The sequence below is a fragment of the Pseudomonas sp. Tav-5-1A genome, assembly GCF_055755055.1.
In genome coordinates this window covers 5,415,808-5,438,235 of sequence record NZ_CM146901.1, presented here as the reverse complement: position 1 = coordinate 5,438,235, position 22,428 = coordinate 5,415,808, and the positions used below count along the sequence as shown (strand labels likewise).

The window sequence follows — 22,428 nt, the reverse complement described above, 5'->3', positions numbered from 1 at the left end:
CCTGGGGTTCACCGAATATCTTCAGCGAGGCAGAGGGCCAGCGCAGCCTGGCGGCAGCGGCTACAGATTGCGTGCGGCGGACTTAGAACAGCACCTTCGCTACATCAGCGAAGCGCTTGGCGAAGTGCACCGTCAGCCCCTGCTTGAGGTAATCGGGCAGCTCTTCGAAGTTGCCACGGTTGGCCTCCGGCAGGATCAGTTCGTTGATCTTCTGCCGGCGTGCGGCGATGACTTTCTCGCGCACCCCGCCAATGGGCAGCACGTGCCCGGTCAAGGTCAGCTCGCCGGTCATGGCCACGCCTTTCTTCGGCGCCTGGTCGCGGGCCAGGGACAGCAGGGCGCTGGCCATGGTCACGCCGGCGCTTGGGCCGTCCTTGGGCGTGGCGCCCTCGGGCACGTGCAGGTGCACGAAGGCCTCGTCGAAGAAGGTGGTGTCGGCGCCGAACTGCTTCAGGTTGGAGCTGATGTAGCTGTGGGCGATCTCCGCCGACTCCTTCATCACCTCGCCCAACTGCCCGGTCAGCTTGAAACCGCGGTTGTGGGTATGGATGCGCGTGGCCTCGATGGGCAGCGTGGCACCGCCCATGCTGGTCCAGGCAAGGCCGGTGATCACGCCCTTGCCCGACAGCACCTGTTCGCTGCGGAACACCGGCATGCCCAGCGAGGCTTCCAGGTCCTTGGGCCCCAGCTTGATGACCTGGCCCGGCTCATCCAGCAGTTTCACCACGGCCTTGCGCACCAGCTTGCCCAGCTGTTTCTCCAGCTGGCGCACGCCGGCTTCGCGGGCGTAGCCCTCGATGACCGCGCGCAGGGCGCTGTCGCTGATGCTCAGCTTGCTCTTGTCGACGCCGGCCTTTTCCAGCTGCTTGGGCCACAGGTGGCGCTTGGCGATGGCCAGCTTTTCCTCGGTGATGTACCCCGACAGGCGAATCACTTCCATGCGGTCCAGCAACGGCCCGGGGATGGAGTCCAGGGTGTTGGCGGTGCACACGAACAGCACCTTGGACAGGTCCAGGCGCAGGTCCAGGTAGTGGTCGAGGAAATCGACGTTCTGTTCCGGGTCCAGGGTCTCCAGCAGCGCCGAGGCCGGGTCGCCCTGGTAGCTCTGGCCCATCTTGTCGATCTCGTCGAGCATGATCACCGGGTTCATCACCTCCACGTCCTTCAGCGCCTGCACCAGCTTGCCCGGCTGGGCGCCGATGTAGGTGCGGCGGTGGCCCTTGATCTCGGCCTCGTCGCGCATGCCGCCGACGCTGAAGCGGTAGAACGGCCGCCCCAGGGATTCGGCGATGGACTTGCCGACGCTGGTCTTGCCCACGCCCGGCGGGCCCACCAGCAGCACGATGGAGCCGCTGATCTCGCCCTTGTAGGCGCCCACGGCGAGGAATTCGAGGATGCGGCTCTTGATGTCATCCAGGCCGGCGTGGTGCTGGTCCATTACCTTGCGGGCGAACTTGAGGTCCAGCTTGTCCTTGCCGTACACGCCCCAGGGCAGGGCGGTGGCCCATTCCAGGTAATTGCGGGTGACGGCGTATTCCGGCGAGCCGGTCTCCAGGATGGCCAGCTTGCCCATTTCCTCGTCGATGCGTTTCTGCGCCTGGGCGGGCAGGGTCTTGCCTTCCAGGCGCTGCTGGAACTGTTCGAGGTCGGCGCTGCGGTCGTCCTTGGTCAGGCCCAGCTCCTGCTGGATGACCTTGAGCTGTTCCTTCAGGAAGAACTCGCGCTGGTGCTCGCCGATCTGCCGGTTCACCTCGGCGGAGATCTCTTTCTGCAGCCGCGCCACTTCCACTTCCTTGCGCAGCATGGGCAGCACTTTTTCCATGCGCTTGAGCATCGGCACGCAGTCCAGCACCTGCTGCAGCTCGGCACCGGTGGCCGAGGTCAGGGCGGCGGCGAAGTCGGTGAGCGGCGACGGGTCGTTGGGGCTGAAGCGGTTGAGGTAGTTCTTCAGCTCCTCGCTGTACAGCGGGTTGAGCGGCAGCAGTTCCTTGATCGCGTTGATCAGGGCCATGCCGTAGGCCTTCACCTCGTCGGTGGGCTCGGCCGGCTGGTGCGGGTATTCGACTTCCACCAGGTACGGCGGGCGGTGGTGCTTGAGCCAGGAGCGGATGCGCACCCGCGACAAGCCCTGGGCCACGAACTGCAGCTTGCCGTTCTCGCGGCTGGCGTGGTGGATCTTCACCAGGGTGCCGTACAGCGGCAGGTTGGAGGTGTCCAGGTGGCGGGTGTCCTGGGGCGTCTCCATGAAGAACAGCGCCAGCGAGTGGTGCGGCTCCTTGGCTACCAGGTCGAGGGTCTCGGCCCAGGGCTCCTCGTTGACGATGACCGGCAGCACCTGGGCCGGGAAGAACGGCCGGTTGTGGATCGGGATGATGTAGACCTTGTCCGGCAGGTTCTGGTCGGGCAACGCCAGCTCGGTGCTGGAATGGGGCGAATGCTCGATGTGCTCGTGGTCCGGCTGCTCGTTCGGGTGTTCGGGGAAATCCTGCTGGTCGCTCATGGGGCACCTGCGCAAATGACTATGGCGGTTAGATGGGGCAGATGCCCGGTGGTTTCAATGGCGGCACTCCAGCTTTACCAAAAGCTGACGATAACCTTCATATACCCACCGGCACGTGCACATGAGCTGTGTTGCAGGCCACGGAATAGACGTTCAAGTGCTATTCTCGCGGCCTGGCTCGCCGCCTTTCGTCGGGAAAATTCAGTGATGGCTATTTGCCTCTTTTTTCCGCGTGATCTCTTTGTCCGGTACGGTTAATCTGCCGGAGCACGCGATTGCCAAGGCTGGCGCATTCTGATTTCTGACCTTGGGTGCCGCTATGGCGAAATTGTTCAAGCATGTTGCTGCAACGCTGCTCGGCCTGGGTATGGCCGCCGCGTGCGTGGCCGCGCCATTGAAGGTGCAAATCGTCGACCCCGCCGGCAAGCCGCTGCCGGGCGCGGTGCTCAGCCTGCAAGGGCAGGGCCCGGGCAACGCCGCGCCGAACGCCGACATGGACCAGGTCAAGCAGGAGTTCGTGCCCCACGTGCTGGCCGTGCACACCGGCACCAACATCAAGTTTCCCAACAGCGACAACATCCGCCACCAGGTGTATTCGTTCTCAACCCCCAAGCGTTTCGAACTACGCTTGTACGAAGGGACGCCGACCAAGCCACTGCTGTTCGACAAACCCGGGGTAGTGGTGCTGGGTTGCAACATTCATGACTGGATGCTGGGTTATATCTACGTGACCGATGATCCGTGGTTTGCCGTCAGTGGTGCCGACGGCAGCCTCAGCCTGGACGTGCCGCCAGGCCATTATCAGGTCACCCTGTGGCACCCGCAGTTGCCCGACATGCAGACCGTCAGCGGTGGCGCCATCGACGTCGCCGCCAGCGGCCTGCAGCGTTCCTGGAACCTCACGGTGACGCCGCCTGCGGCCGACACCCCCCATGCTCCTGAAACGAGTGGCTTCGGCGATGCCTTCAATAAAGCTGTCCGTGAAACTGAGAAGTAGTTTCCAGGCACGCATCGCCTGCGTGCTCATCCTCTTGCTGCTGGTGGTGATCGCCGCGCTGACCCTGTCGGTGAAGCTGGCCACCACCGATGCGGTGCGGGGCCAGGCTGCCGATCAGTTGCAGCTGGGCGCGCGGGTGTTCGAACGCCTGCTCGACGCCCGTGGCAAGCGCCTCAAGGACGCCGCGCAGCTGCTGGCTGCCGACTTCGGCTTCCGCGACGCGGTGGCCAGCGGCGACTCGGCGACCATTCGCTCGGCCCTGGCCAACCATGGCTCGCGCATTGGCGCCAGCGACATGATCCTGCTGGGCATGGACGGCAAGGTCATGGCCAGCACCGTGGCCGGGCTTGCGGATGGCACGGCGTTCCGTTTCGACCAGGCGCTGCGCGATGCGCGGCGGCAGAACCAGGCCATGCTGATCGTGCCCCTGGGGGGCCAACCGCACCTGCTGGTGGAGGCCCCGGTGATGGCGCCGCTGCCCATCGGCCGGGTGGTGGTGGGCTTCGTCATGGACGACGCGCTGGCGCAGGAACTGCACAGCCTGACCAACCTGCAGGTGTCGTTCCTGTCCCGTGACGGCGGCCAGCTGGGCACGTTGGTCAGCACCCAACCGCCCGCGCTGCTGCCGTCGATTACCGAGTGGATGCTGGCCAACGGCGCCAGCCACCAGGTGTCGCTGGCCAGCCACGACCAGCGCCGCTACCTCAGCCAGCCGCTGATGCTCGATGACAACGACGGCGGCCAGGTCATCGCCCTGCTGCAAAGCCCGCTGGACGACGCCCTGCACGCCTTCGCGACGCTGGACAACACCATCCTGGTGATCGCCCTGGCGGCGCTGGCGGCGTCCCTGGCCGGCGCCTTGCTGCTGGCGCGCAGCGTGTCGCAGCCAGTGGAAGTGCTGGCCCAGGCGGCCCAGCGCATCGGCAACGGCGACTACCAGAGCCCGGTGCACCTGGAGCGTCGCGACGAGCTGGGGGTGCTGGCCAAGGCCTTCAACCACATGCGCGAGGGCATCGCCGAGCGCGAACTGCAGCTGGCGCACAACGCCCTGCACGACAGCCTCACCGGCCTGCCCAACCGCACCCTGGCCATGGAACGCCTGAGCAGCGCCATCGCCGCCAACCGGCCCATGGCCCTGCTGTACCTGGGCGTGGACAACCTGCGCGCGCTGAGCGAAGGCGCCGGCCCGGCGTTCGTCGACGGCCTGTTGAAACAGGTCAGCCAGCGCCTGCAGGCGACCCTGACGCCCGGCGACACCCTGGCGCACCTGATCGCCGACGAATTCCTGCTGCTGCTGGAGCACACCGACAGCGACAGCGCCGTGGCCCGCGCGGACAAACTCCAGCAGCTGCTGCTCAAGCCGCACCGCTTCAACGGCCACGACGTGGCCCTGGACTGCCGCATCGGCATTGCCGCGTTCCCCGCCGATGGCGCCAACGCCGAGGAGCTGCTGGGCCGCGCCGCCGTGGCCCTCAAGGACGCCTCGCAGATGCCCGGCCGCCTGCAGGTCTACGAGCAGGGCCGCGACCTGGCGCACCAGCGCCAGATCCGCCTGATCCGCGACCTGCGCCGCGCCGCCGACAACGGCGAGCTGCTGCTCAACTACCAACCCAAGCTGGACATCCGCCAGGGCCAGGTGCGCCAGGCCGAGGCGCTGTTGCGCTGGCACCACCCGCAGCTGGGCATCGTCTCGCCGGGCGAGTTCATCGAACTGGCCGAACGCACCGGCAGCATCCAGATCCTGACCCGCTGGGTGATCGAGGAAGGCATCCGCCAGCTCAGCGAGTGGAACGGCCGCGGCCTGCGCGTGCAGCTGTCACTGAACATCTCCGCCGACGACTTGCTGGGGCAGGACCTGGCAGAGCGCGTCTCGGCGCTGCTCAAGGTGTACGACGTGCCGGCCGGGCAGCTGATTTTCGAGATCACCGAAAGCGCCATCATGCGCGAGCCGGAGTCGGCGCTCAAAGTGCTGTACCGCCTGCGCGAATGTGGCATCAGCCTGTCGGTGGACGACTTCGGCACCGGCTACTCGTCGCTGGCGCACCTCAAGCGCCTGCCGGTGCAGGAGCTGAAGATCGACCAGTCGTTCGTGCGCAACCTGGATGAAACCAGCGAAGACGCCGTAATCGTGCGTTCCACTATCGAGATGAGCCACAACCTGGGGCTCAAGGTGGTGGCCGAGGGCGTCGAATACGAACACAGCCTGCGCCTGCTGGAGCGCTGGCACTGCGACACGGCCCAGGGCTACCTGATCAGCCGCCCGCTTACCGCCATGGCTTTCGAGGCCTGGCTCAAGCAACCCCTGCCTTCATTGTCTGCCATGGTCCACTGAAATATGACCCGTCGATTGTCCCTGTTGCTGTGTTCGTTGTGCCTGTCTTCGGTCGCCGTCGCGGACCAGGGGCGCCTGTTGGCCACCGGTGGCGCCTCCAGCCTGGATGGCGCCGCGGGGGGCGGCATCAACCCCTGGGCGGTGCTGGCCGGCTACGGCGAGCAGGGCGAGTGGGGCGCTACGGCGTTCGGTACCCACGTCGACCTGCCCGACTACAACCTGGACGTGGTGGGCCTGGCGGCCAGCTACGACAACCGCGTGGAAGTCTCCTACGCGCACCAGCGCTTCGACCTCGGCACCCTGGGGCACAAGCTCGACCTGCCCCAGAGCAGCCTGGGCCAGGATATCTTCGGGGTGAAGGTGCGGCTGTTCGGCGACCTGATCTACGACCAGTTGCCTCAGGTGTCCCTGGGCCTTGAGTACAAGCACGACAACAATTTCGAAATTCCGCAGATGGTCGGCGCCAGGCGCGACTCCGACGTGGAAGGCTACCTGGCGGCCAGCCGGCTGTTCCTCGGCGGCGCGTTCGGCTACGACCTGCTGGTGAACGGCAACCTGCGCTACAGCCGCGCCAACGAACTGGGCGTGCTGGGCTTTGGCGGCGACCGCCGCGACACCCGCAGCGTGCTCAAGGAGGGTTCGGTGGCGGTGCTGTTCAACCCGCGCTGGGCAGTGGGCCTGGAGTACAAGGAAAAGCCTGACAACCTGTCGTTCTCCGGCGAGAGCGACTGGGCCGACCTGTTCGTGGGCTGGTTCCCCAACAAACACGTGTCCGTGGTGCTGGCCTACGCGCGCCTGGGCGAAATCGCTACCCTGGACAACCAGAACGGCACGTACCTGTCGATCCAGGGGAGCTACTGACATGCGCCGCCTGTTGCTTGCCACCGCCTTGCTGCTCGGCGCCTGCACCGCCAACACCCAGCCGCCCAAGGACGACAGCCTCTACCGCGACCTGGGCGCCAAGCCCGGCATCACCCGGATCGTCGAGGGTATGCTGCTGCACATCGCCCACGACGAGCGCATCGTCGAGCACTTCCGCAACGTCAACATCACCCGCCTGCGCGACAAGCTGATCGAGCAGTTCTGCGTCGAGGCGGGCGGGCCGTGCACCTACACCGGCGACACCATGGCCGAGTCGCACAAGGGCCAGCACCTGACCCGCAGTGATTTCAACGCGCTGGTGGAGGACCTGATCAAGGCCATGGAAGACCAAGGCGTGCCGGTGACGGCGCAGAACCGCTTGATTGCGCGGTTGGCGCCGATGCGTGGGGAAGTGATCGAGAAGTAGCGGCGCCCGCGACCCCGCTCTTGATCTCGATCTTGATCCCGTGAGGCCGTTGATCTTGATTGTGTGCCCCATAAAGCGCCAGGGCCGACTGGAGGCGTTGGCCGAGCGGTCCACGGCGTAGCCGGGGAAGGCGGAACCGGAGGCGCTTCTATTCCGGGCCGTCGGCCGCTTGGGCGACGCCGGAGGGAGGGGACCCGCAGCGAAGCGTAGGGACCAAGCAGGGGCAAGCCTTTTTTGCTTACTTTTTGTGGCGTTTGACAAAAAGTGAGTCGGCGTAAGGCCGAAAAGGTGATTCTGCATCACCCGTGGTAATGGATATGTTCACGATGGTCGGATCCCGCTTCTGACGTTTCTGGATATATCCATTTTCGGGGTGCGACCACCGACCGTTTCGCCCTTACGGCGACTCACTTTTTGGCAGTCGCCCCAAAAAGTAAGCAAAAAGGGCTTGCCCCTGCTTGGGCCCTCCGCTGCGCTACGGGTCCCCTCCTTCCGGCGCCGCTCAACGGGCAGACTGATGTGGCCTAATTATCCCGGACACGCCCAAAGGAGCGGTAATCTACCGCTCAACCAAGAGGTGTTCGATGTCCCGACGTAATTTTTCGACAGAGTTCAGGCAAGAGGCAGCAGCCCTTGTCCTTGATAGTGGCTACACCACCCCAGAAGCCTGCAAAGCCATGGGCGTTGGCCCAACCGCACTGCGTCGGTGGGTGGAACAACTCCGCCAAGAGCGTTTCGGAATCACCCCCGAAACGGCTTCAGCCATGACGCCTGAACAACAGCAAATCCAGGCGCTGCAGGTAAAAATCCGCAAGCTCGAGCTGGAGAAGGAAATCTTAAAAAAGGCTACCGCTCTCTTGATGAACGATTCCCTCGATCGAAGGCTTTGATCGATGCGTTAAGTGAGCGTTTCACGGTAACTGACTTGTGTCGTGTTTTTGGGGTAAGCCGCAGCGGCTATTACGAGCATCTCAAGCGCCGCAATTGCCCCGATCCAGATCGGGAGCGGCTGAAAACGTTGGCCACAGGGCTGCATGCCGAAAGTCGAGGCTCCATGGGCGCACGGGTATTGTCTGCGGCACTCAAGGCCCAGGGAGAGCAGGTGGGGCGTTTTTTGGCCGGGCGGTTAATGGCCGAGGCTGATTTGCGGAGCATTCAACGTCGGCCAAACCCTTATCGCCTGGCCACGGTGGAGGCAAAATTTGCACCCAATCTATTGGAGCGCCAGTTCGAAGTGTCGGCGCCCAATCGGGTTTGGTGTGGTGATATCACCTATATCTGGGCGGGGACGCATTGGCTCTATCTGGCGGCTGTCCTCGATCTGTATGCCCGGCGGATCGTGGGTTGGGCCATCTCCAAAAGCCCCGATTCGGCATTGGCGTGCAAGGCATTGGAGCTGGCTTATCAGGCCCGCGGAATGCCCGACAAGGTCATGTTTCATTCGGATCAAGGCTGTCAGTACAGCAGTGAGCTGTTTCGCGACAAGCTTGAAGGATTCGGGATGAGGCAAAGCATGAGCCGGCGTGGAAACTGCTGGGATAATGCACCGATGGAGCGTTTTTTCAGCAGCCTGAAGTCAGAGTGGATACCCAAGAAAGGTTACCAGGACGAGGCGAAGGCCAGGCCGGATGTACTTCGCTACGTGATCCATCATTACAACCAGGTCCGGCTTCACAGCCATAACGAGTACCGCACGCCGGTGGAGCATGAAAGGCTGGCGGCGTAGCTCCTAAACAAATGTCCGGGATTGGTTGACCAGATCAGACGGCACCCGCTATAGAAGCCTGCGGGTTACCGTCTCTTCGGCCTGCGGCCTCGGCCCTTCGGGCAGCCCGTTGAGCGACGCCTCCAGTCGGCCCTGGCGCTTTACGGGGCATACAATCAAGATCAAAAGCCAGATCAACAGCCAGATCAAGATCAAGAGCCAGATCAACATCAAAAGCAGATCAAGAGCCGTCGCCGGATCGGAGATGTTCGGGCTTTTGAGCATAAAAAAACGGCTCCCGAGGGAGCCGTTTTTCGTTACATCACAGCGTTACTTGGACAGCTTGTAGGCAATGATGTAGTCGCCCATCTTGGTGCCCAGCGAACCGTGACCACCCACCACGGACAGCACGTACTGTGCGCCATCCTTGCCGGTGTAGGTCATCGGGGTCGACTGGCCACCTGCTGGCAGGCGGCTTTCCCACAGCTTCTTGCCGTTTTTCACGTCATAAGCGCGGATGTACTGGTCCAGGGTGCCGCTCAGGAAGCCAACGCCACCGGCAGTGACCATCGAGCCGCCCATGCTAGGCACGCCCAGGGTCAGGTTCAGCGGGATCGGCGAGCTGTCGCGGCTGGTGCCGTTCTTGTGCTTCCAGATCACCTTGGCGGTGGTCAGGTCGACACCGGCCACGTAGCCCCAGGCCGGAGCCTGGCATGGCACGCCGAACGGCGACATCAGTGGGTGCATGATCACGGCATACGGGGCGCCGGTGTTTGGCTGCACGCCGCTGGTTTCGCTTTCACGCTTGCTGCCCGCTTCCACCTGGGCGCGAGGCACCAGCTTGGAGACGAACGCCATGTAGTTGGGGCTGGTAAACAGCATCTGGCGAACCGGGTCCACCGACACGGCGCCCCAGTTGAACACACCGACGTTGCCCGGGTAGATGATGCTGCCCTGGGTCGACGGAGGGGTGTACTGGCCTTCATAACGCAGCGACTTGAACTGGATGCGGCACAGCAGCTGGTCAAATGGAGTCACGCCCCACATGGCTTTTTCGTTCAGCTCCGGCGGCAGCAGGTTCAGCTCCGAGCGGGCCTGGGTTGGCGCGGTGTGGTCGCCTTCCACGGCACCCTTCGGCGCGTCCACTTCCTGGATCGGCACGATTGGCGCGCCGGTGGTGCGGTCCAGCACGTACAGGCTGCCTTGCTTGGTCGGCTGCACCAGGGCGTGTTTCACGCCTTCGGCAGTCTTGATGTCGACCAGGGTAGGCTGGCTTGGTACGTCCATGTCCCACAGGTCATGGTGAGTGAACTGGTAGTTCCACTTCAGCTTGCCGGTGTCGATGTCCAGGGCCACGGTGCCGGCGCTGAATTTCTCCGACTCTGGGGTGCGGTTGCCGCCCCACTGGTCAGGCATCTGGTTGCCCAGTGGCAGGTAGATCATGCCCAGCTTCTCGTCGACGCTGGCCAGCGACCACATGTTCGGCGAGTTGCGGGTGTAGAACTTGCCTTCGGCGATCGGCGCGGTGTCGTCCGGGTTGCCGGCGTCCCAGTTCCAGACCAGGTGGCCGTCGTGCACGTCGAACGCACGGATCACGCCCGAAGGCTCGTCGGTGGATTCGTTGTCGGTCACGTGGCCGCCGATGATCACCAGGTTACGGGTGATGGCGGCAGGCGAGGTGGCGTAGTAGCCGCCAGGGGTGAACTTGCCGATGTTGGAGCGCAGGTTCACGACACCCTTGTCGCCGAAGTCTTCGCAGACTTTACCGGTGTCGGCGTTCAGCGCGATCAGGCGAGCGTCGGCGGTCGGCAGGAACAGGCGGCGTGGGCAGCTGGTGGCCACGGCCTGGCCAGCGGTGGACAGGGCGGCCGGCGCGCTTGGCACGTCCGACTTGCTGTAGGCGGCTTCGTCGTAGTACGACACGCCACGGCAGGTCATGTGCGCCCAGCCACGGAAGTCATTGCCGTTCGGGCCCTGAATCTGTGGGTCGTAGCGCCAGATTTCCTTGCCGGTGTCCGGGTCCAGGGCCAGCACCTTGCTGTGGGCGGTGCAGGCGTACAGCATGCCGTTCACCTTCAGCGGGGTGTTCTGGTTGGTCAGCTCGACCGGATCCTTGTCGGTAGGCATGTCACCGGTGCGGATGCGCCAGGCTTCGGTCAGGTTACCCACGTTGGCCGGGGTGATCTGCTTCAGCGGGGAGTAGCGCTCGCCAAACTCGGTGCGGCCGTACGACTGCCACTCGCCATCGGGCTGGGCAGGGGCGGCGCTGGTCATGTCGGTGTCGTCGCGACCCAGGTCGCCACTGATGTCACCGTAGCTGGTGAATTGCGCAGCCACGGCGCAGGCGCCGGCCAGCACAACGGCTACGCCCAGTACCGAAGTACCTTTTGGCGCGGCTTCACGCAGCACCAGTGGCTTGCGGAACCATGGCAGCCACAGCAGCAGGCCCAGCACGAACCACAGCGACAGGCGTGGCACCAGTTGCCACCAGTCCAGGCCGGTCTCGGCCAGCGACCAGACGGTGCTGCCCAGCAGGAACACGGCGTAGATGCCCAGTGCCACGGAACGACCCGTCAGCAGCAGGACACCGGTGACGACCAGGAACAGGCCGGCGATCACGTAGTACAGGGAGCCGCCCAGGGTGACAAGCTTGACACCTCCGGCCAGCAGGGCGAGGCCCATTAGCAGCATCACCAGGCCGAGCAAGCTCGGCGCGAGGCGACCCCGACTGAAAGCACTGTCAGTGCTCATAGTGTGGTTTCTCCGTTACGTTTGAGTAGTCGAGCGTAGCCCGGGGGGCCTACGCTCGTGGTCTGGTTAACTTCTTCCGTAAAGTTGAATTGTTGTTAGAAAGAGCTCTGCACCTTGATGCCGGCGACCAGGGCGTTGTCGACCTGATCCACGCCGCCTGGGTGCTTGATGTATTGCAGGTTCGGGCGCACGGTCAGCCAGTTGGTCACGTGCACGCCGTAGTTCAGTTCGGCGCTGGTTTCAGTGCGCTGGATTGGCATGTAGGCAGGATCGTTGTAGTCGGTCACGCCATTGGCGGCGTTGGTCGCTTCTTCGTTCTTGCGGTAAGCCGGGTTCACGTGAATGCGCGCCAGGGCGAAGCCGATGTCATCCTTTGGACGGGCATCGAACAGGCCTTTGTAGACGACGCCGGCCTGGACATAGTTGTCGACCATGTTGGTCTTCTTGTCGTGCACGGTGACGTTGCCGAACACGCTCAGGCCGCGCGAGTTGTCGCTGGCCTGGGCGGTCAGTTGCTGGTTCAGGGTCAGCCAGTAGCCGTGCTTGCTGGAGCTGGAGCGGTAGTCGTCACCGCTCAGGGCGGCCGGCTGGCCGTTGCTGTCCTTGTAGACATCCTTGGCGTTGGCGGTGCTGTAGTAGTAACCCACGCGGTATTCGCCCGGCAGGTTGTTGATCTTCGGCGTGAACACCAGCTCGACCGGCAGCACGGCGCCGGTAGTACCGGCGTTGTTCAATTTGAAACCGTTACCATTTTCCAGGTTGGACGGGTTCAGGGCGTAGGCGCCGATCTGGGCGTACACTTCGCTGTTCAGGTGGTATTTCACCCGCGCGGCCCATTGGCTGACCGGCCAGTTGTACCAGATGCCAGTGGCCCAGTTGCCCACCTGCGAGCCGCAGAAGCCCAGGTTCTGGAAGTCGCACTGGAAGCTGTTGAAGTCTTCGCCTTCGCCGAAGCGGCCGACCTTGATGTCCAGCGCCTGGTCGAAGAACTTTTGCTCGTAGTACATCTGCGTGATGCGCACGATGCTGCCACGGCCATACACTTCCTGGGACGAGCTGATGCCGCCGGTGCGTGGATCGGCCACGCGGTCGTTGGTGATGTTGTCACCGTTGCGGTCGGTCAGGGTCAGCTGGAACTCGGCGTCGTGCCAGCCCAGGATCTTCTGCAGGTCCATGTGCATGCCCAGCGCGAACTGGTCGCTGTAGCGGGTGGCGTGGTCATGGTTGTAGCCGCCGTGCAGGTTCGAACCCGATTCGCCCACGTACTCCATCTTGAAGTCGTAGCCCAGGTCGTGCAGCTCGGTGCGCTTGCCGCCCCAGTCGCCCAGCATGTAGGGCGAATCGGCGTCGAAGGCCGGTGCTGCCTGGACGCAGGAAGCCAGGCCCAGGGCAGTCATGCCGCCCAGCAGGCGCAGGGTCGGCGATACGTTGATGCGGCCGGCGACGCGGGCGCGGCGAAGTTCGAATTTTGGCATTTATTAAGGATCTTTAATTATTAACCAAACGGTACATTCTTCGATGGCATTAATGTCAATGGAGAATGTAGGTTTTATTACGCAAAAAAATCGTTTCAGTTGCGGGTGGCGGAGGATATAGAGGTTTTTTTGTTATTAAAAGACGCTTATGCAACATGCATAGTTGCTAGTGGCGTAACAATAGCCGGACCCCGCCGAACCGCCTGAATATCGACCTTTCGCAGCCATGAAAATTTCTTCAGTGTCCCTTGGCGAACGTGCGCGGTGGCTTAATCTTTAGTCATGCACCCGCGAACAAGCGGCGCCCAGCCCCGCAGCAACGGCCACAAGGCCGCGTCACGCCGCCGCGGTTAAATCTGCCAACCGCCGCCAGCTCGGCCGCACAGTGGTAAATTAGGAAATATCCTACAAGGTGCGCAGAAAGCGCCTATTAGCCAGCCCAGGCTGCGGCGCTAAGGTCTTCCCGCTGCCGTACGGCTCGGCTATGGTGCGCACCCCTCACACGGCTGGAGCCAGGCATGACCCAAACCACAAACAACCCGCTGCACGGTGTCACGCTGGAGCAGATTCTCACTGCGCTGGTCACCCACTACACCTGGGAAGGGCTGGCCGAGCGCATTGATATCCGCTGCTTCAAGAGCGACCCCAGCATCAAGTCGAGCCTGACCTTCCTGCGCAAGACGCCCTGGGCGCGGGAGAAGGTGGAGCGCCTGTACGTGAAGCTGGCCCGCACCAAACGGCCTGTCGAGGACTGACCTGTATGCATAACCCCCTGCCATCGCGCCCGCTGCGCCTGTTCGTCACCCTGTCGGCCTGGGCCGCCTGGCTGGCCCTGACGGTGCAGCTGCTATTGATCCTGCAGGGGCGGCTGGCCGACCAGGCGAGCCTGGTGGGCGGGGTGCTGCACTTCTTCAGCTACTTCACCATTCTCACCAACACCCTGGTGGCCATCGTGCTGACAGCCACGGCGCGGGCGCAGGGTGGCAACGCGGCGTCGTTCTGGCTGCGGCCCTGGGTGAGTTCGGGGGTGACGGCGAGCATTATCCTGGTGGGCGTGGCCTACAGCCTGCTGCTGCGCAACACCTGGCACCCGCAAGGGGTGCAGTGGGTGGTGAACGAGCTGCTGCATGACATCCTGCCGCCGGTGTTCGTGGCGTTCTGGTGGTGGTGCGTGCCCAAGGGCAGCCTGCGGGCCCGGCACGTGGTGGCGTGGATGGTCTATCCCATCGTGTATTTCGGCTATTGCCTGCTGCGCGGAAGCGAGATTGGCGTGTACCCCTATCCGTTCATCGACGTGGGCACGCTGGGGTATGGGCGGGTGGTGGTGAATGCGCTGGTGATTCTGCTCGGCTTCGTGGCCATTTCCTTCGCCTTGGTGGGCGTGGACCGCTGGCAAGCCCGCCGCCTGCTTGCGTAGCAGCGGCCAAAGGCCGCGTCCCAGGCGCCGCGGATTTGCGGGTCGCCTCGGACGCAGCCCTGCGTGGCAGCGGCCAGAGGCCGCGTCCCAGGCGCCGCGGTTTAGCGGATGGCCTCGGACGCAGCCTTCGGCAGCTGCTACGGGGTGTCAGCCTTCGTCGTTTTCGTCGAGGCGCCAGTAGCCCACGGCCTTGACCTCGGCAGACTCGCCCAGGTGGTGGTGGTCCAGCAGCACCTTGCGCACCTGGCGCGACAGCGCCGCTTCGGTAGCCACCCAGGCGTACAGCTCGCCCGTGGGGATGGTCAGGTCGGTGACGGCGGCCAGCAGCGCGTGTTCGCTGGCGTGGCGCTCCACCCAAATCACTTCCACTTGCGCGGCGCTGCTGAGCACCTGCTGCTCCTGGGCGTTCTCGATTTCAATCACCACCAGCGCCTTGCGGTTGGCCGGCAGTTCTTCCAGGCGCCGGGCGATGGCCGGGATGGCGGTTTCGTCGCCGATCAGCAGGTAGCTGTCGAAGATATCCGGGACGATGGTGGAGCTGCGCGGGCCGCCGATGTACAGGTGCTGGCCCGGTGCGGCCTGCTCGGCCCAGGTGGAGGCAGGGCCGTCACCGTGAATCACGAAGTCGATGTCCAGTTCGCCGGCGGCCAGGTCGATGCGCCGCGGGGTGTAGTCGCGCATGGCCGGTTTCGGGCCTTCGCTGGGGCCGCCCAGTTTCAGGGTCAGCAGGGCCGCCTGTTCCTCGGCGTTGCGCGGGAACATCAGCTTGATGTGGTCGTCGGCGCCCAGGCTCAGGAAACCTTCCAGCTCCGGGCCGCCCACGGTGATGCGGCGCATGCGCGGGGTCAGCTGGGTAACGCGCAACACGTCCAGGCGGCGGCGCTTGATTTCGTGCATGACGCGGTGCACGCCGTGAGTGTTCTCTACCTTCATACGGACTTCTCCTGAGCGGGGTAAGCAGTGGCGGGGCCATCGACGATGGCCTTGGCAGTACTGGTGAGCAGGTCGCGGACCCGCACGATCTCTTCAGGGCTCCAGCGGCCGTGGTGCAGCTGCAGGGCATGGCGCAGGTTGTGCACGGCTTCGTGAATCTCGGCCGGGCGGTCGTGGCCGCGCAGGGCGCGCTTGCTCACGTCGATGCGGGTACGCACGCCTTCCAGGGCAATGGCCTGGTCGCCCAGCGAGGCGCGGCCGGCGTCGGTGGCGGTGTAGAGCTTCTTGCCGCCCTGGGCGTCGCCCTGGACCAGCTCGCTTTCTTCCAGAAACGTCAGGGTCGGGTAGATCACGCCGGGGCTTGGGCTGTAGGCGCCGTCGAACATGCCTTCGATCTGGCGGATCAGGTCGTAGCCGTGGCAGGGCTGCTCGGCCACCAGGGCCAGCAGCAGCAATTTCAGGTCGCCGGGGGCGAACACACGGGGGCCGCGGCCGCCGCGCTCGCGGCCGGGGCGGCGTTCCAGGCCGTCGTGGCCGTCGCCGAACTCGCGGCGGGGGTGGGGGTGATGGTGGTCTCTCATCGTCTTTTTCTCTTCGCTTGGTTACTTAAGATATACCGTAAGATATATCTTATAATTGCGCAAGCACAAAAGACGAATGGTTCTCAACAAGGCCCCTGTAGCAGCGGCCACAGGCCGCGTCACAGGCGCCGCATTCGTATTGGCGTTGGACGCGGCCTGGCGGCCGCTGCTACGGGTTAGCGGGCGGCGGTGCTTTGGTTGGGCACTTTGCATTGGGTGGCGGCGCCCGGCTGCACGTACGGCGTCAGCATTGGCGCCATGCCCTTGAGCACCTGCACCGGCAGCGCCGAGGTGAAGCGGAAGCCTTCGGCGGCGCGGCCGGGGACGAAGGCGGTGAGGGTGCCGAAGTGGTTCTGGCCAATGTAGAACACGAAGGTGGCGGTGCGGTTGATGGCCTTGGAGCCCAGCACCCGGCCGCGCGCGCCGAAACTCTCGATGCGGTTGTCGCCGGTGCCGGTCTTGCCGCCCATTACCAGCGCGGTGCCGTCGGCGGTCTTGAAGCTGCCCGACACGCGCCGCGCGGTACCGGCGTCCACCACCTGCGACAGCGCTTCGCGCATGGCCTGGGCAATTTCCGGCTTGAGCACCTGGCGGGCCTTGTCCGGCGCTGCGGTTACCTCGGTTTCATACGGGGTGCCGGCGGCGAAGTGCAGGCTGTCGATGCGCAGCACCGGCAGGCGCACGCCGTCGTTCTGGATGATACCGATCAGCTCGGCCAGGGCGGCGGGGCGGTCGCCGGAGCTGCCGATGGCAGTGGCCAGCGACGGTACCAGGTGGTCGAACGGGTAGCCCAGGCGCGCCCAGCGCCGGTGGATGTCGAGGAACGCCTCGATTTCCAGCATGGTGCGGATGCGGCTGTCGCGGGCGCTCTTGTGGCGGCTTTTGAACAGCCAGCCGTAGACCTCCTGGCGTTCGAAGTGGCTGGCGGTCACCGCCTCGCTGAACTTGGCGTCGGGGTGCTGCATCAGGTAGCCCACCAGCCACAGGTCCAGGGGGTGGACGCGGGCGATGTAGCCCTGGTCGGGCAGGTCCCAGTGGCCAGGGCCGTAGCTGTCGTAGTACTCGCCCAGGCGTTTTTCGGTGACCGTCTCGCCCTTGCCCAGGTGCGAGCGCACGAAGCTTTCGAAGGTGGCCTGGCTGGCGGTGGGGTACAGGTAGCGGTGCACGGCGGCCAGGTGCGAGGCGGTGGGGTGCAGGCCGTCGAGGAAGGTGTCCAGGCGTTCCTGGGCACTCTTGCCCTGGTAGCGTTTATAGAAGCGCAGCAGGAAGTCGCTGCCTTCCTTGTCGGCGAAGCGCGCCAGGTATTCCTGGCGGCGGGGGTCGCCGTCGTCCTTGAGCAGTTCGGCGCTGTTGTTGGGGCCGTTGTAGGTGGTGTAGCGGACGATGTCGCGCATCAGCCGTATGAACGGCAGGTTGATGGATTCGCGCAGGGCTTCCTTGAGCGTGGGAATGCGCCCGTTGTCTTCGTTGCGGAAGTTCTTGAAGGTGTGCATGCCGCCGCCGGTGAAGAAGCTTTCACCGGGGCTGGCCGAGTATTTGCGCTCCAGGGCGGCGTCGAGCATGGGCTTGAGGGCGTGGTCCTTGTTCTGCATCAGGTAGTCCACGGCCCAGCGGCTGAGGCGGTCCTGCTCGTTGATGTCGGCTTTCTTCAGCTCGGCAGGTGCCTGGGCGCCGTACTTGTCGTGCAGCTCGCTGATGATCTCCAGATAGCTGGTGAGCACGCGCATCTTGGCGGTGGAGCCCAGCTCCAGCTTGCTGCCTTCGTTGATGTCGAACGGCTGGTCGGTGTTGTCGGTCTGTACCCGCACGCGCGAGCCGTCCGGGGTGCGCTCCATCAGGGTGAAGCTGTATTTCACCTCGGGGGTGCTGGCGGGGGTCAGCAGGTGCTCGCCAATCAGCCCCAGTTGCTGGGCATAGGCGGGGTCGGCCAGGTGCTTGAGGTAGTCGGTGACCTGCAGCTGCAGGTCATTCTGCAGGGTGCTGGTGGCTGACAGATCCAGACGGTCAAGGTCGTACAGCGGGCGGTTGAGCAGGGTGGACAGGCGGGTGCGCGCCACGCTGATGCCTTTGTTGGTCTCGATGGGCTGGATGGTCGGTTCCAGCACCCAGTCGCGGTAGCTGACCTTGCTGGCCAGGGCGGCGTCGGCCAGGGGCTGGTCGATGACGTTGTTGGCGGCCAGCAGGCGGATGTGGCTGTCGGTGAGCTGTGCCAGCTCGTCATGGCCCTTGGACAGGAAGTGCGAGGGGCGGCGCTGGGCGATCATCAGCGACAGCACTTCGCGCAGGGCCAGGCCGCGCTCGGCGAGGATTTTCGGGCTGTTGTCGGTGGACGACAGCACCTGATTGACCCGGGCGAAATCGGCGCCGTACCACACCCGCAGGCCCTCGGCCATGCCGTGCACCTCACCGTGGCCGGGCACGGCCGACAGCGGCACGCTGTTGAGGTAGTCGCGCACGATGCGCTGGCGTGCTTCCAGGGTGTCGGGCCCGTCCTGGTAGGCGCGCACGCTGGCGGACACCATCTGGCGGATCTTCTCGCCGCCCGACACGGTAAGGCCGTCCGGGGAGTGCCGGTACTTTTCCAGCTGCGTGGCCAGGGTGCTGCCGCCCGCCGACTGGCCGGGCAGGGCGAAGATCTTCGCCACCTGGGTGTAGGCCGCCTTGCCGAAACGCGGCCAGTCCACCGCCGGGTTCAGCAGCGGTTCGCGCGGGTCGAGCAGGCTGCGGTTTTCCACGAACAGCAGGCTGTTGACCACCACCGGCGGAATGTCCTGGAACTGCGCGTACAGCTGCTGCGGGTAGTGGAATTCGTAGAGGACGTCGGCCTTGCAGTCGGTAATGGTCAGGCCGGCCTGGATCTTCTCGGAATAGGGGATGAACAGGCCGCGATCGTAGTAGGCCATCAACGAAGGCGAGAAGCGCGTCTGCGCCTCGATCGCGTAGTCGCGCTTGATCAGCCGGGGCAGGAACTGGCCCAGGTCGCTGTAGCCCAGGCGCTTGTCGAACGGGCCTTCGCCGGGGTAGGCGATGGAGTCGCTGGGGCCGGGGGCCAGGGTGTAGGTCAAATCCTTGGCGTAGCGGCTGAATTCACGGGCTTGCAGCTTGGAGGTGCGCATTTCGGCGCGCATGGCGAAGGCCAGTGCCACCAGGCCGATCAGCACCAGCAGCCAGAACAGGCGGCGCCACAAATGGCGCTGGCGTGCAGGTTTCGGGGTCGGTGGTTCAGCCGGACTGTCGGTGGGTACCGCAGTCTTGGTGGGTTCTGTCTGCCACAAAGCGCCCATAGTCGTCAGCCCAATCAGGTAATTTCATCGTACCTGCCTGAAGCTTAGACGCTGGCCGTCAATGGTGAAAAATTTGTCGAATGGGCCGCGAAAAAAACCGTTGGCGCGGCTAACTCCTTCCGTGGCGGGGAAAAAGTATAGCTGATGGCGGGGGACGCGGCCTGGCGGCCGCTGCTACAGGAAACCCGCTGTAGCAGCGGCCGCAGGCCGCGTCCGGGTACATCACCCGCGCATCATTTCCTTGACCATGCGCTCCTGCTCGGCCAGGTCCTTCTGGCGCGCGTCGATGCGCGAGGCCAGCTGGAAGTTGTTGGCCGCCCGGCGCTTGGCGAAGTCCAGCTGCTGCTGGGCCTGGCGGAAGTCGCCTTCCAGGGCGAAGTATTCGGCGCGGGCCTGGTGCAGCCCGATGATGTTGCCGTTGGCGCCGCGGGTGTCGGCCACCTGGTTCCACACGTCCGGGTCGTTGGGGCGCGAACGCAGCAGGTCTTCCAGGGCCTTCTCGGCATCGGCGGTGCGGCTCTGCTTGATCAGCAGGTCGACCCGCACCTGGTTGAGCGGGAAGTTGCCGGGGTACAGGCCCAGCAGGCGGTCGACCCGTGCCTGGGCGTCGCTTAGCTTGTTGGCGGCCACGTCGAGGTCCACCGCCGCCAGGTTGTAGGTGATGTCATTGGGCGCCTTGGCCAGCAGCGGCTTGAGGTTCTCGCGCGCGTCGTTCAACTGGCTGCTCTTGATCTGGGCGATGGCCAGGCCGTAGCGGGCCGGGTCGGACTTGGGGTTCTCGTCGAGCAGGGCGCGGAAGCGCTTGGCGGCCATGCCGGGAGTGTCCTCGTAGATCAGCTCCACGCGTTTCTTGATCAGCTGGAAGCGCAGGCTGTCCTCGATGCCGCCCTTGGGGAACTGCTCGGCGCGGTTGCGGGTGTCGGCGATCCGCGCTTCGGTGACCGGGTGGGTAAGCAGGAATTCCGGCGGCTTGGCGTCGAAGCGGTACTGGCGCGCCAGCTTCTCGAACATATCGGGCATGCTGCGCGGGTCGTAGCCGGCCTTCTGCAGGGTGACCAGGCCGACGCGGTCGGCCTCGCTCTCGTTTTCACGCGAGAACGCCCGTTGCGACTGGATCGCCGCCGCCTGGCTGCCCATGATGGTGGCGATGCCGGCGTCACCGGCACCGGTGGCTGCCAGCACGATGCCCGTCAGCAAGGCGGCCATTACCGGCATCTGCATGCGCTTCTGTTCTTCCACGCCGCGGGCGAAGTGCCGTTGCGCCAAGTGGGAGAGTTCGTGGGCCATCACGCCGGCGTACTGGCCTTCGGTGTCGGCGTTGAGGAACAGCCCGCCGTTCACCCCGACGATGCCGCCGGGTGCAGCGAAGGCGTTGAGCTCCTTGCTGTCGATGAGGATGAATTCCAGGCGGTGGTCGTCCAGCTGGCTGCTTTCGGCCAGGCGGTACACGGTGGTTTCGACGTAATCCTTGAGCTGGGGGTCGGACAGCTGGCCGACCTGGCTGCGTAGCAGCCCGAGCCAGGCACGGCCCAGGTCATGCTCCTGCTGCGGGGAGACAATGGCCGAACTGGCATCGCCAAGTGACGGCAAGTCGTCGGCATGGCCCGGCAGGGCCAGCAGGCAGGCAAGCGTCAGCAGGGTGGGGCGCAATAAAGACATGCACGGGGCTCTGAGTCGAGAAAGACCTTACTGTAGCCGGGTCATCCTTCCACGACCAGAGGGGGCCGCGCATGAGGTATTCTAGGCGGCCAACCCCGCCAGCTTGCCGTGCCCCGGAGAAAAAAAGGCCATGACCGACGCAGTACAGTGTGACGCCGAGCTCGACGCCAGCGGTCTCAATTGCCCGTTGCCATTGCTCAAGGCGAAGATGGAACTCAACCGGCTGCAGGCCGGGGCGGTGCTGAAAGTCATCGCCACCGACGCTGGTTCCCAGCGCGATTTTCACAGCTTTGCCCGGTTGGCAGGTCATGCCCTGTTACACGAAACTGTTCGGGACGGGGTTTATACCTATTGGCTGAAGAAAGCCTGAGCGTGCGTGCCCGCTTCTCATAACAAGGAAAACTGATGTTCAAAGTGCTTCGCGACTGGATACAGCGTTACTTCTCGGATGAAGAAGCGGTGGTGCTCACGGTGCTGCTGGTGCTGGCGTTCACGGCCGTGCTGACCCTGGGCGGCATGCTGGCGCCGGTGCTGGCGGGCATGGTTCTGGCGTTCCTGATGCAGGGGCTGGTCACCGGCCTTGAGCGCCTGCGCGTGCCCTCGGGGGTGGCGGTGGCCCTGGTGTTCGCCCTGTTCATGAGCGCCCTGGCGGTGTTCATGCTGGTGCTGGTGCCGCTGCTGTGGCACCAGTTGATCACCCTGTTCAACGAGCTGCCGGGCATGCTTGGCAAGTGGCAGTCGCTGTTGCTGCTGCTGCCCGAGCGCTACCCGCACCTGGTGTCGGACGAGCAGGTGCTGCAGGCCATCGAGGCGGCGCGCGGCGAGATCGGCAAGTTCGGCCAGTGGGCGCTGACGTTCTCGCTGTCGAGCCTGCCGTTGCTGGTGAACATCATGATCTACTTCGTGCTGGTACCGATCCTGGTGTTCTTCTTCCTCAAGGACCGGGTCATGATCGCCCGCTGGGTGAAGGGCTACCTGCCGCGCGAGCGGGCGCTGATCACCCGCGTCGGCCAGGAAATGAACCGGCAGATCGCCAACTACATCCGTGGCAAGGTGATCGAGATCATCATCTGCGGCGTCGCCACATATATAGCGTTCGTGGCCCTGGGCCTGAACTACGCGGCCCTGCTGGCGCTGCTGGTCGGGCTGTCGGTGGTGGTGCCCTACGTGGGCGCGGTGGTGGTGACCGTGCCGGTGACCCTGATCGCGCTGTTCCAGTGGGGCTGGGGTGACCAGTTCATCTACCTGATGGCGGTGTACGGCATCATCCAGACCCTGGACGGCAACGTGCTGGTGCCGCTGCTGTTCGCCGGTGCGGTGAACCTGCACCCGGTGGCGATCATCTGCGCGGTGCTGTTGTTTGGCGGGCTGTGGGGCTTCTGGGGGATCTTCTTCGCCATCCCGCTGGCCACCTTGTTCAAGGCAGTGCTGGACGCGTGGCCGCGCAACGAGCCGCAGGTGTCGCCGATTCTGTAACGAACGGCGGTGTTGTGGGAGCTGGCTTGC

The 22,428-nt window shown here is 64.6% G+C and carries 17 protein-coding genes; 9 read left to right on the top strand and 8 right to left on the bottom strand.

All coding sequences use genetic code 11. From position 1 onward, the window contains the following. Window positions 1-82: 82 nt before the first annotated feature. Entirely contained in the window at window positions 83-2,500 is a 2,418-nt protein-coding gene (gene lon / locus AC0J42_RS25010) for an endopeptidase La (protein WP_473004321.1), read from the bottom strand. Window positions 2,501-2,819: 319 nt separating this feature from the next. Here lon and AC0J42_RS25005 point away from each other — a divergent pair, with 319 nt between their 5' ends. The 5 genes from AC0J42_RS25005 to AC0J42_RS24985 all read left to right on the top strand — a co-directional run bounded on the left by AC0J42_RS25005 (window position 2,820) and on the right by AC0J42_RS24985 (window position 8,843). Continuing rightward, entirely contained in the window at window positions 2,820-3,497 is a 678-nt protein-coding gene (locus AC0J42_RS25005; protein WP_416426583.1) for a methylamine utilization protein, read from the top strand. Next, on the top strand, window positions 3,481-5,829 hold the full coding sequence (locus AC0J42_RS25000) for a putative bifunctional diguanylate cyclase/phosphodiesterase (RefSeq protein ID WP_473004320.1): 2,349 nt from the start codon (window positions 3,481-3,483) through the stop codon (window positions 5,827-5,829). The genes AC0J42_RS25005 and AC0J42_RS25000 overlap by 17 nt, the downstream gene beginning before the upstream one ends. Before the next feature lie 3 nt (window positions 5,830-5,832). Beyond that, window positions 5,833-6,690, top strand: a complete 858-nt coding sequence (locus AC0J42_RS24995) for a DUF3034 family protein (RefSeq protein WP_416426579.1) — start codon at window positions 5,833-5,835, stop codon at window positions 6,688-6,690. A gap of 1 nt (window position 6,691) precedes the next feature. After that, on the top strand, window positions 6,692-7,117 hold the full coding sequence (locus AC0J42_RS24990; protein ID WP_416426577.1) for a group I truncated hemoglobin: 426 nt from the start codon (window positions 6,692-6,694) through the stop codon (window positions 7,115-7,117). Between the two features lie 584 nt (window positions 7,118-7,701). Beyond that, window positions 7,702-8,843, top strand: a protein-coding gene (locus AC0J42_RS24985; RefSeq protein ID WP_473002887.1) for an IS3 family transposase whose coding sequence is annotated in 2 segments (ribosomal slippage) — window positions 7,702-7,951 and window positions 7,951-8,843 — 1,143 coding nt in all. Because the reading frame shifts where the segments join, the coding sequence is not laid out codon by codon here. 48 nt (window positions 8,844-8,891) lie between these two features. Here AC0J42_RS24985 and AC0J42_RS24980 read toward each other — a convergent pair. The 3 genes from AC0J42_RS24980 to AC0J42_RS24970 all read right to left on the bottom strand — a co-directional run bounded on the left by AC0J42_RS24980 (window position 8,892) and on the right by AC0J42_RS24970 (window position 13,048). Continuing rightward, complete coding sequence (locus AC0J42_RS24980; protein ID WP_473004319.1) at window positions 8,892-9,107, bottom strand: hypothetical protein; 216 nt, start codon at window positions 9,105-9,107, stop codon at window positions 8,892-8,894. Window positions 9,108-9,152: 45 nt separating this feature from the next. Then, window positions 9,153-11,573, bottom strand: coding sequence for a glucose/quinate/shikimate family membrane-bound PQQ-dependent dehydrogenase (locus AC0J42_RS24975; protein WP_473004318.1), 2,421 nt, complete (start codon window positions 11,571-11,573; stop codon window positions 9,153-9,155). Between the two features lie 95 nt (window positions 11,574-11,668). Next, a complete protein-coding gene (locus tag AC0J42_RS24970; RefSeq protein WP_416426574.1) occupies window positions 11,669-13,048 on the bottom strand; it encodes a carbohydrate porin in 1,380 nt (459 codons plus the stop codon). 518 nt (window positions 13,049-13,566) lie between these two features. Here AC0J42_RS24970 and AC0J42_RS24965 point away from each other — a divergent pair. Both AC0J42_RS24965 and AC0J42_RS24960 read left to right on the top strand, forming a co-directional pair. Next, window positions 13,567-13,803, top strand: coding sequence for a VF530 family protein (locus tag AC0J42_RS24965; RefSeq protein WP_416426572.1), 237 nt, complete (start codon window positions 13,567-13,569; stop codon window positions 13,801-13,803). A 5-nt stretch (window positions 13,804-13,808) separates the two neighbouring features. Then, entirely contained in the window at window positions 13,809-14,465 is a 657-nt protein-coding gene (locus tag AC0J42_RS24960; protein WP_473004316.1) for a Pr6Pr family membrane protein, read from the top strand. A 147-nt stretch (window positions 14,466-14,612) separates the two neighbouring features. Here AC0J42_RS24960 and AC0J42_RS24955 read toward each other — a convergent pair whose 3' ends face one another. The 4 genes from AC0J42_RS24955 to AC0J42_RS24940 all read right to left on the bottom strand — a co-directional run bounded on the left by AC0J42_RS24955 (window position 14,613) and on the right by AC0J42_RS24940 (window position 20,922). Beyond that, window positions 14,613-15,398, bottom strand: coding sequence for a siderophore-interacting protein (locus AC0J42_RS24955; protein ID WP_416426569.1), 786 nt, complete (start codon window positions 15,396-15,398; stop codon window positions 14,613-14,615). After that, the gene (locus AC0J42_RS24950; RefSeq protein ID WP_416426567.1) at window positions 15,395-15,979 is read right to left on the bottom strand and encodes a PadR family transcriptional regulator; all 585 of its coding nucleotides are present in this window, start codon (window positions 15,977-15,979) and stop codon (window positions 15,395-15,397) included. The genes AC0J42_RS24955 and AC0J42_RS24950 overlap by 4 nt, the downstream gene beginning before the upstream one ends. A 176-nt stretch (window positions 15,980-16,155) precedes the next feature. After that, window positions 16,156-19,263 carry a transglycosylase domain-containing protein gene (locus AC0J42_RS24945; protein ID WP_416426565.1) on the bottom strand — a complete coding sequence of 1,036 codons (3,108 nt, stop codon included), beginning with the start codon at window positions 19,261-19,263 and terminating at the stop codon, window positions 16,156-16,158. Window positions 19,264-19,485: 222 nt separating this feature from the next. After that, window positions 19,486-20,922 carry a M48 family metalloprotease gene (locus AC0J42_RS24940; protein ID WP_416426563.1) on the bottom strand — a complete coding sequence of 479 codons (1,437 nt, stop codon included), beginning with the start codon at window positions 20,920-20,922 and terminating at the stop codon, window positions 19,486-19,488. A gap of 130 nt (window positions 20,923-21,052) precedes the next feature. Between AC0J42_RS24940 and AC0J42_RS24935 the strand changes: the two genes are divergently transcribed. Together AC0J42_RS24935 and AC0J42_RS24930 are read left to right on the top strand one after the other, a co-directional pair. Next, window positions 21,053-21,292 (top strand): sulfurtransferase TusA family protein, encoded by a 240-nt coding sequence (locus AC0J42_RS24935; protein WP_416426562.1) that lies wholly within the window; start codon window positions 21,053-21,055, stop codon window positions 21,290-21,292. Between the two features lie 35 nt (window positions 21,293-21,327). Continuing rightward, complete coding sequence (locus AC0J42_RS24930; RefSeq protein ID WP_416426560.1) at window positions 21,328-22,398, top strand: AI-2E family transporter; 1,071 nt, start codon at window positions 21,328-21,330, stop codon at window positions 22,396-22,398. The last annotated feature ends 30 nt before the right edge of the window (window positions 22,399-22,428 follow it).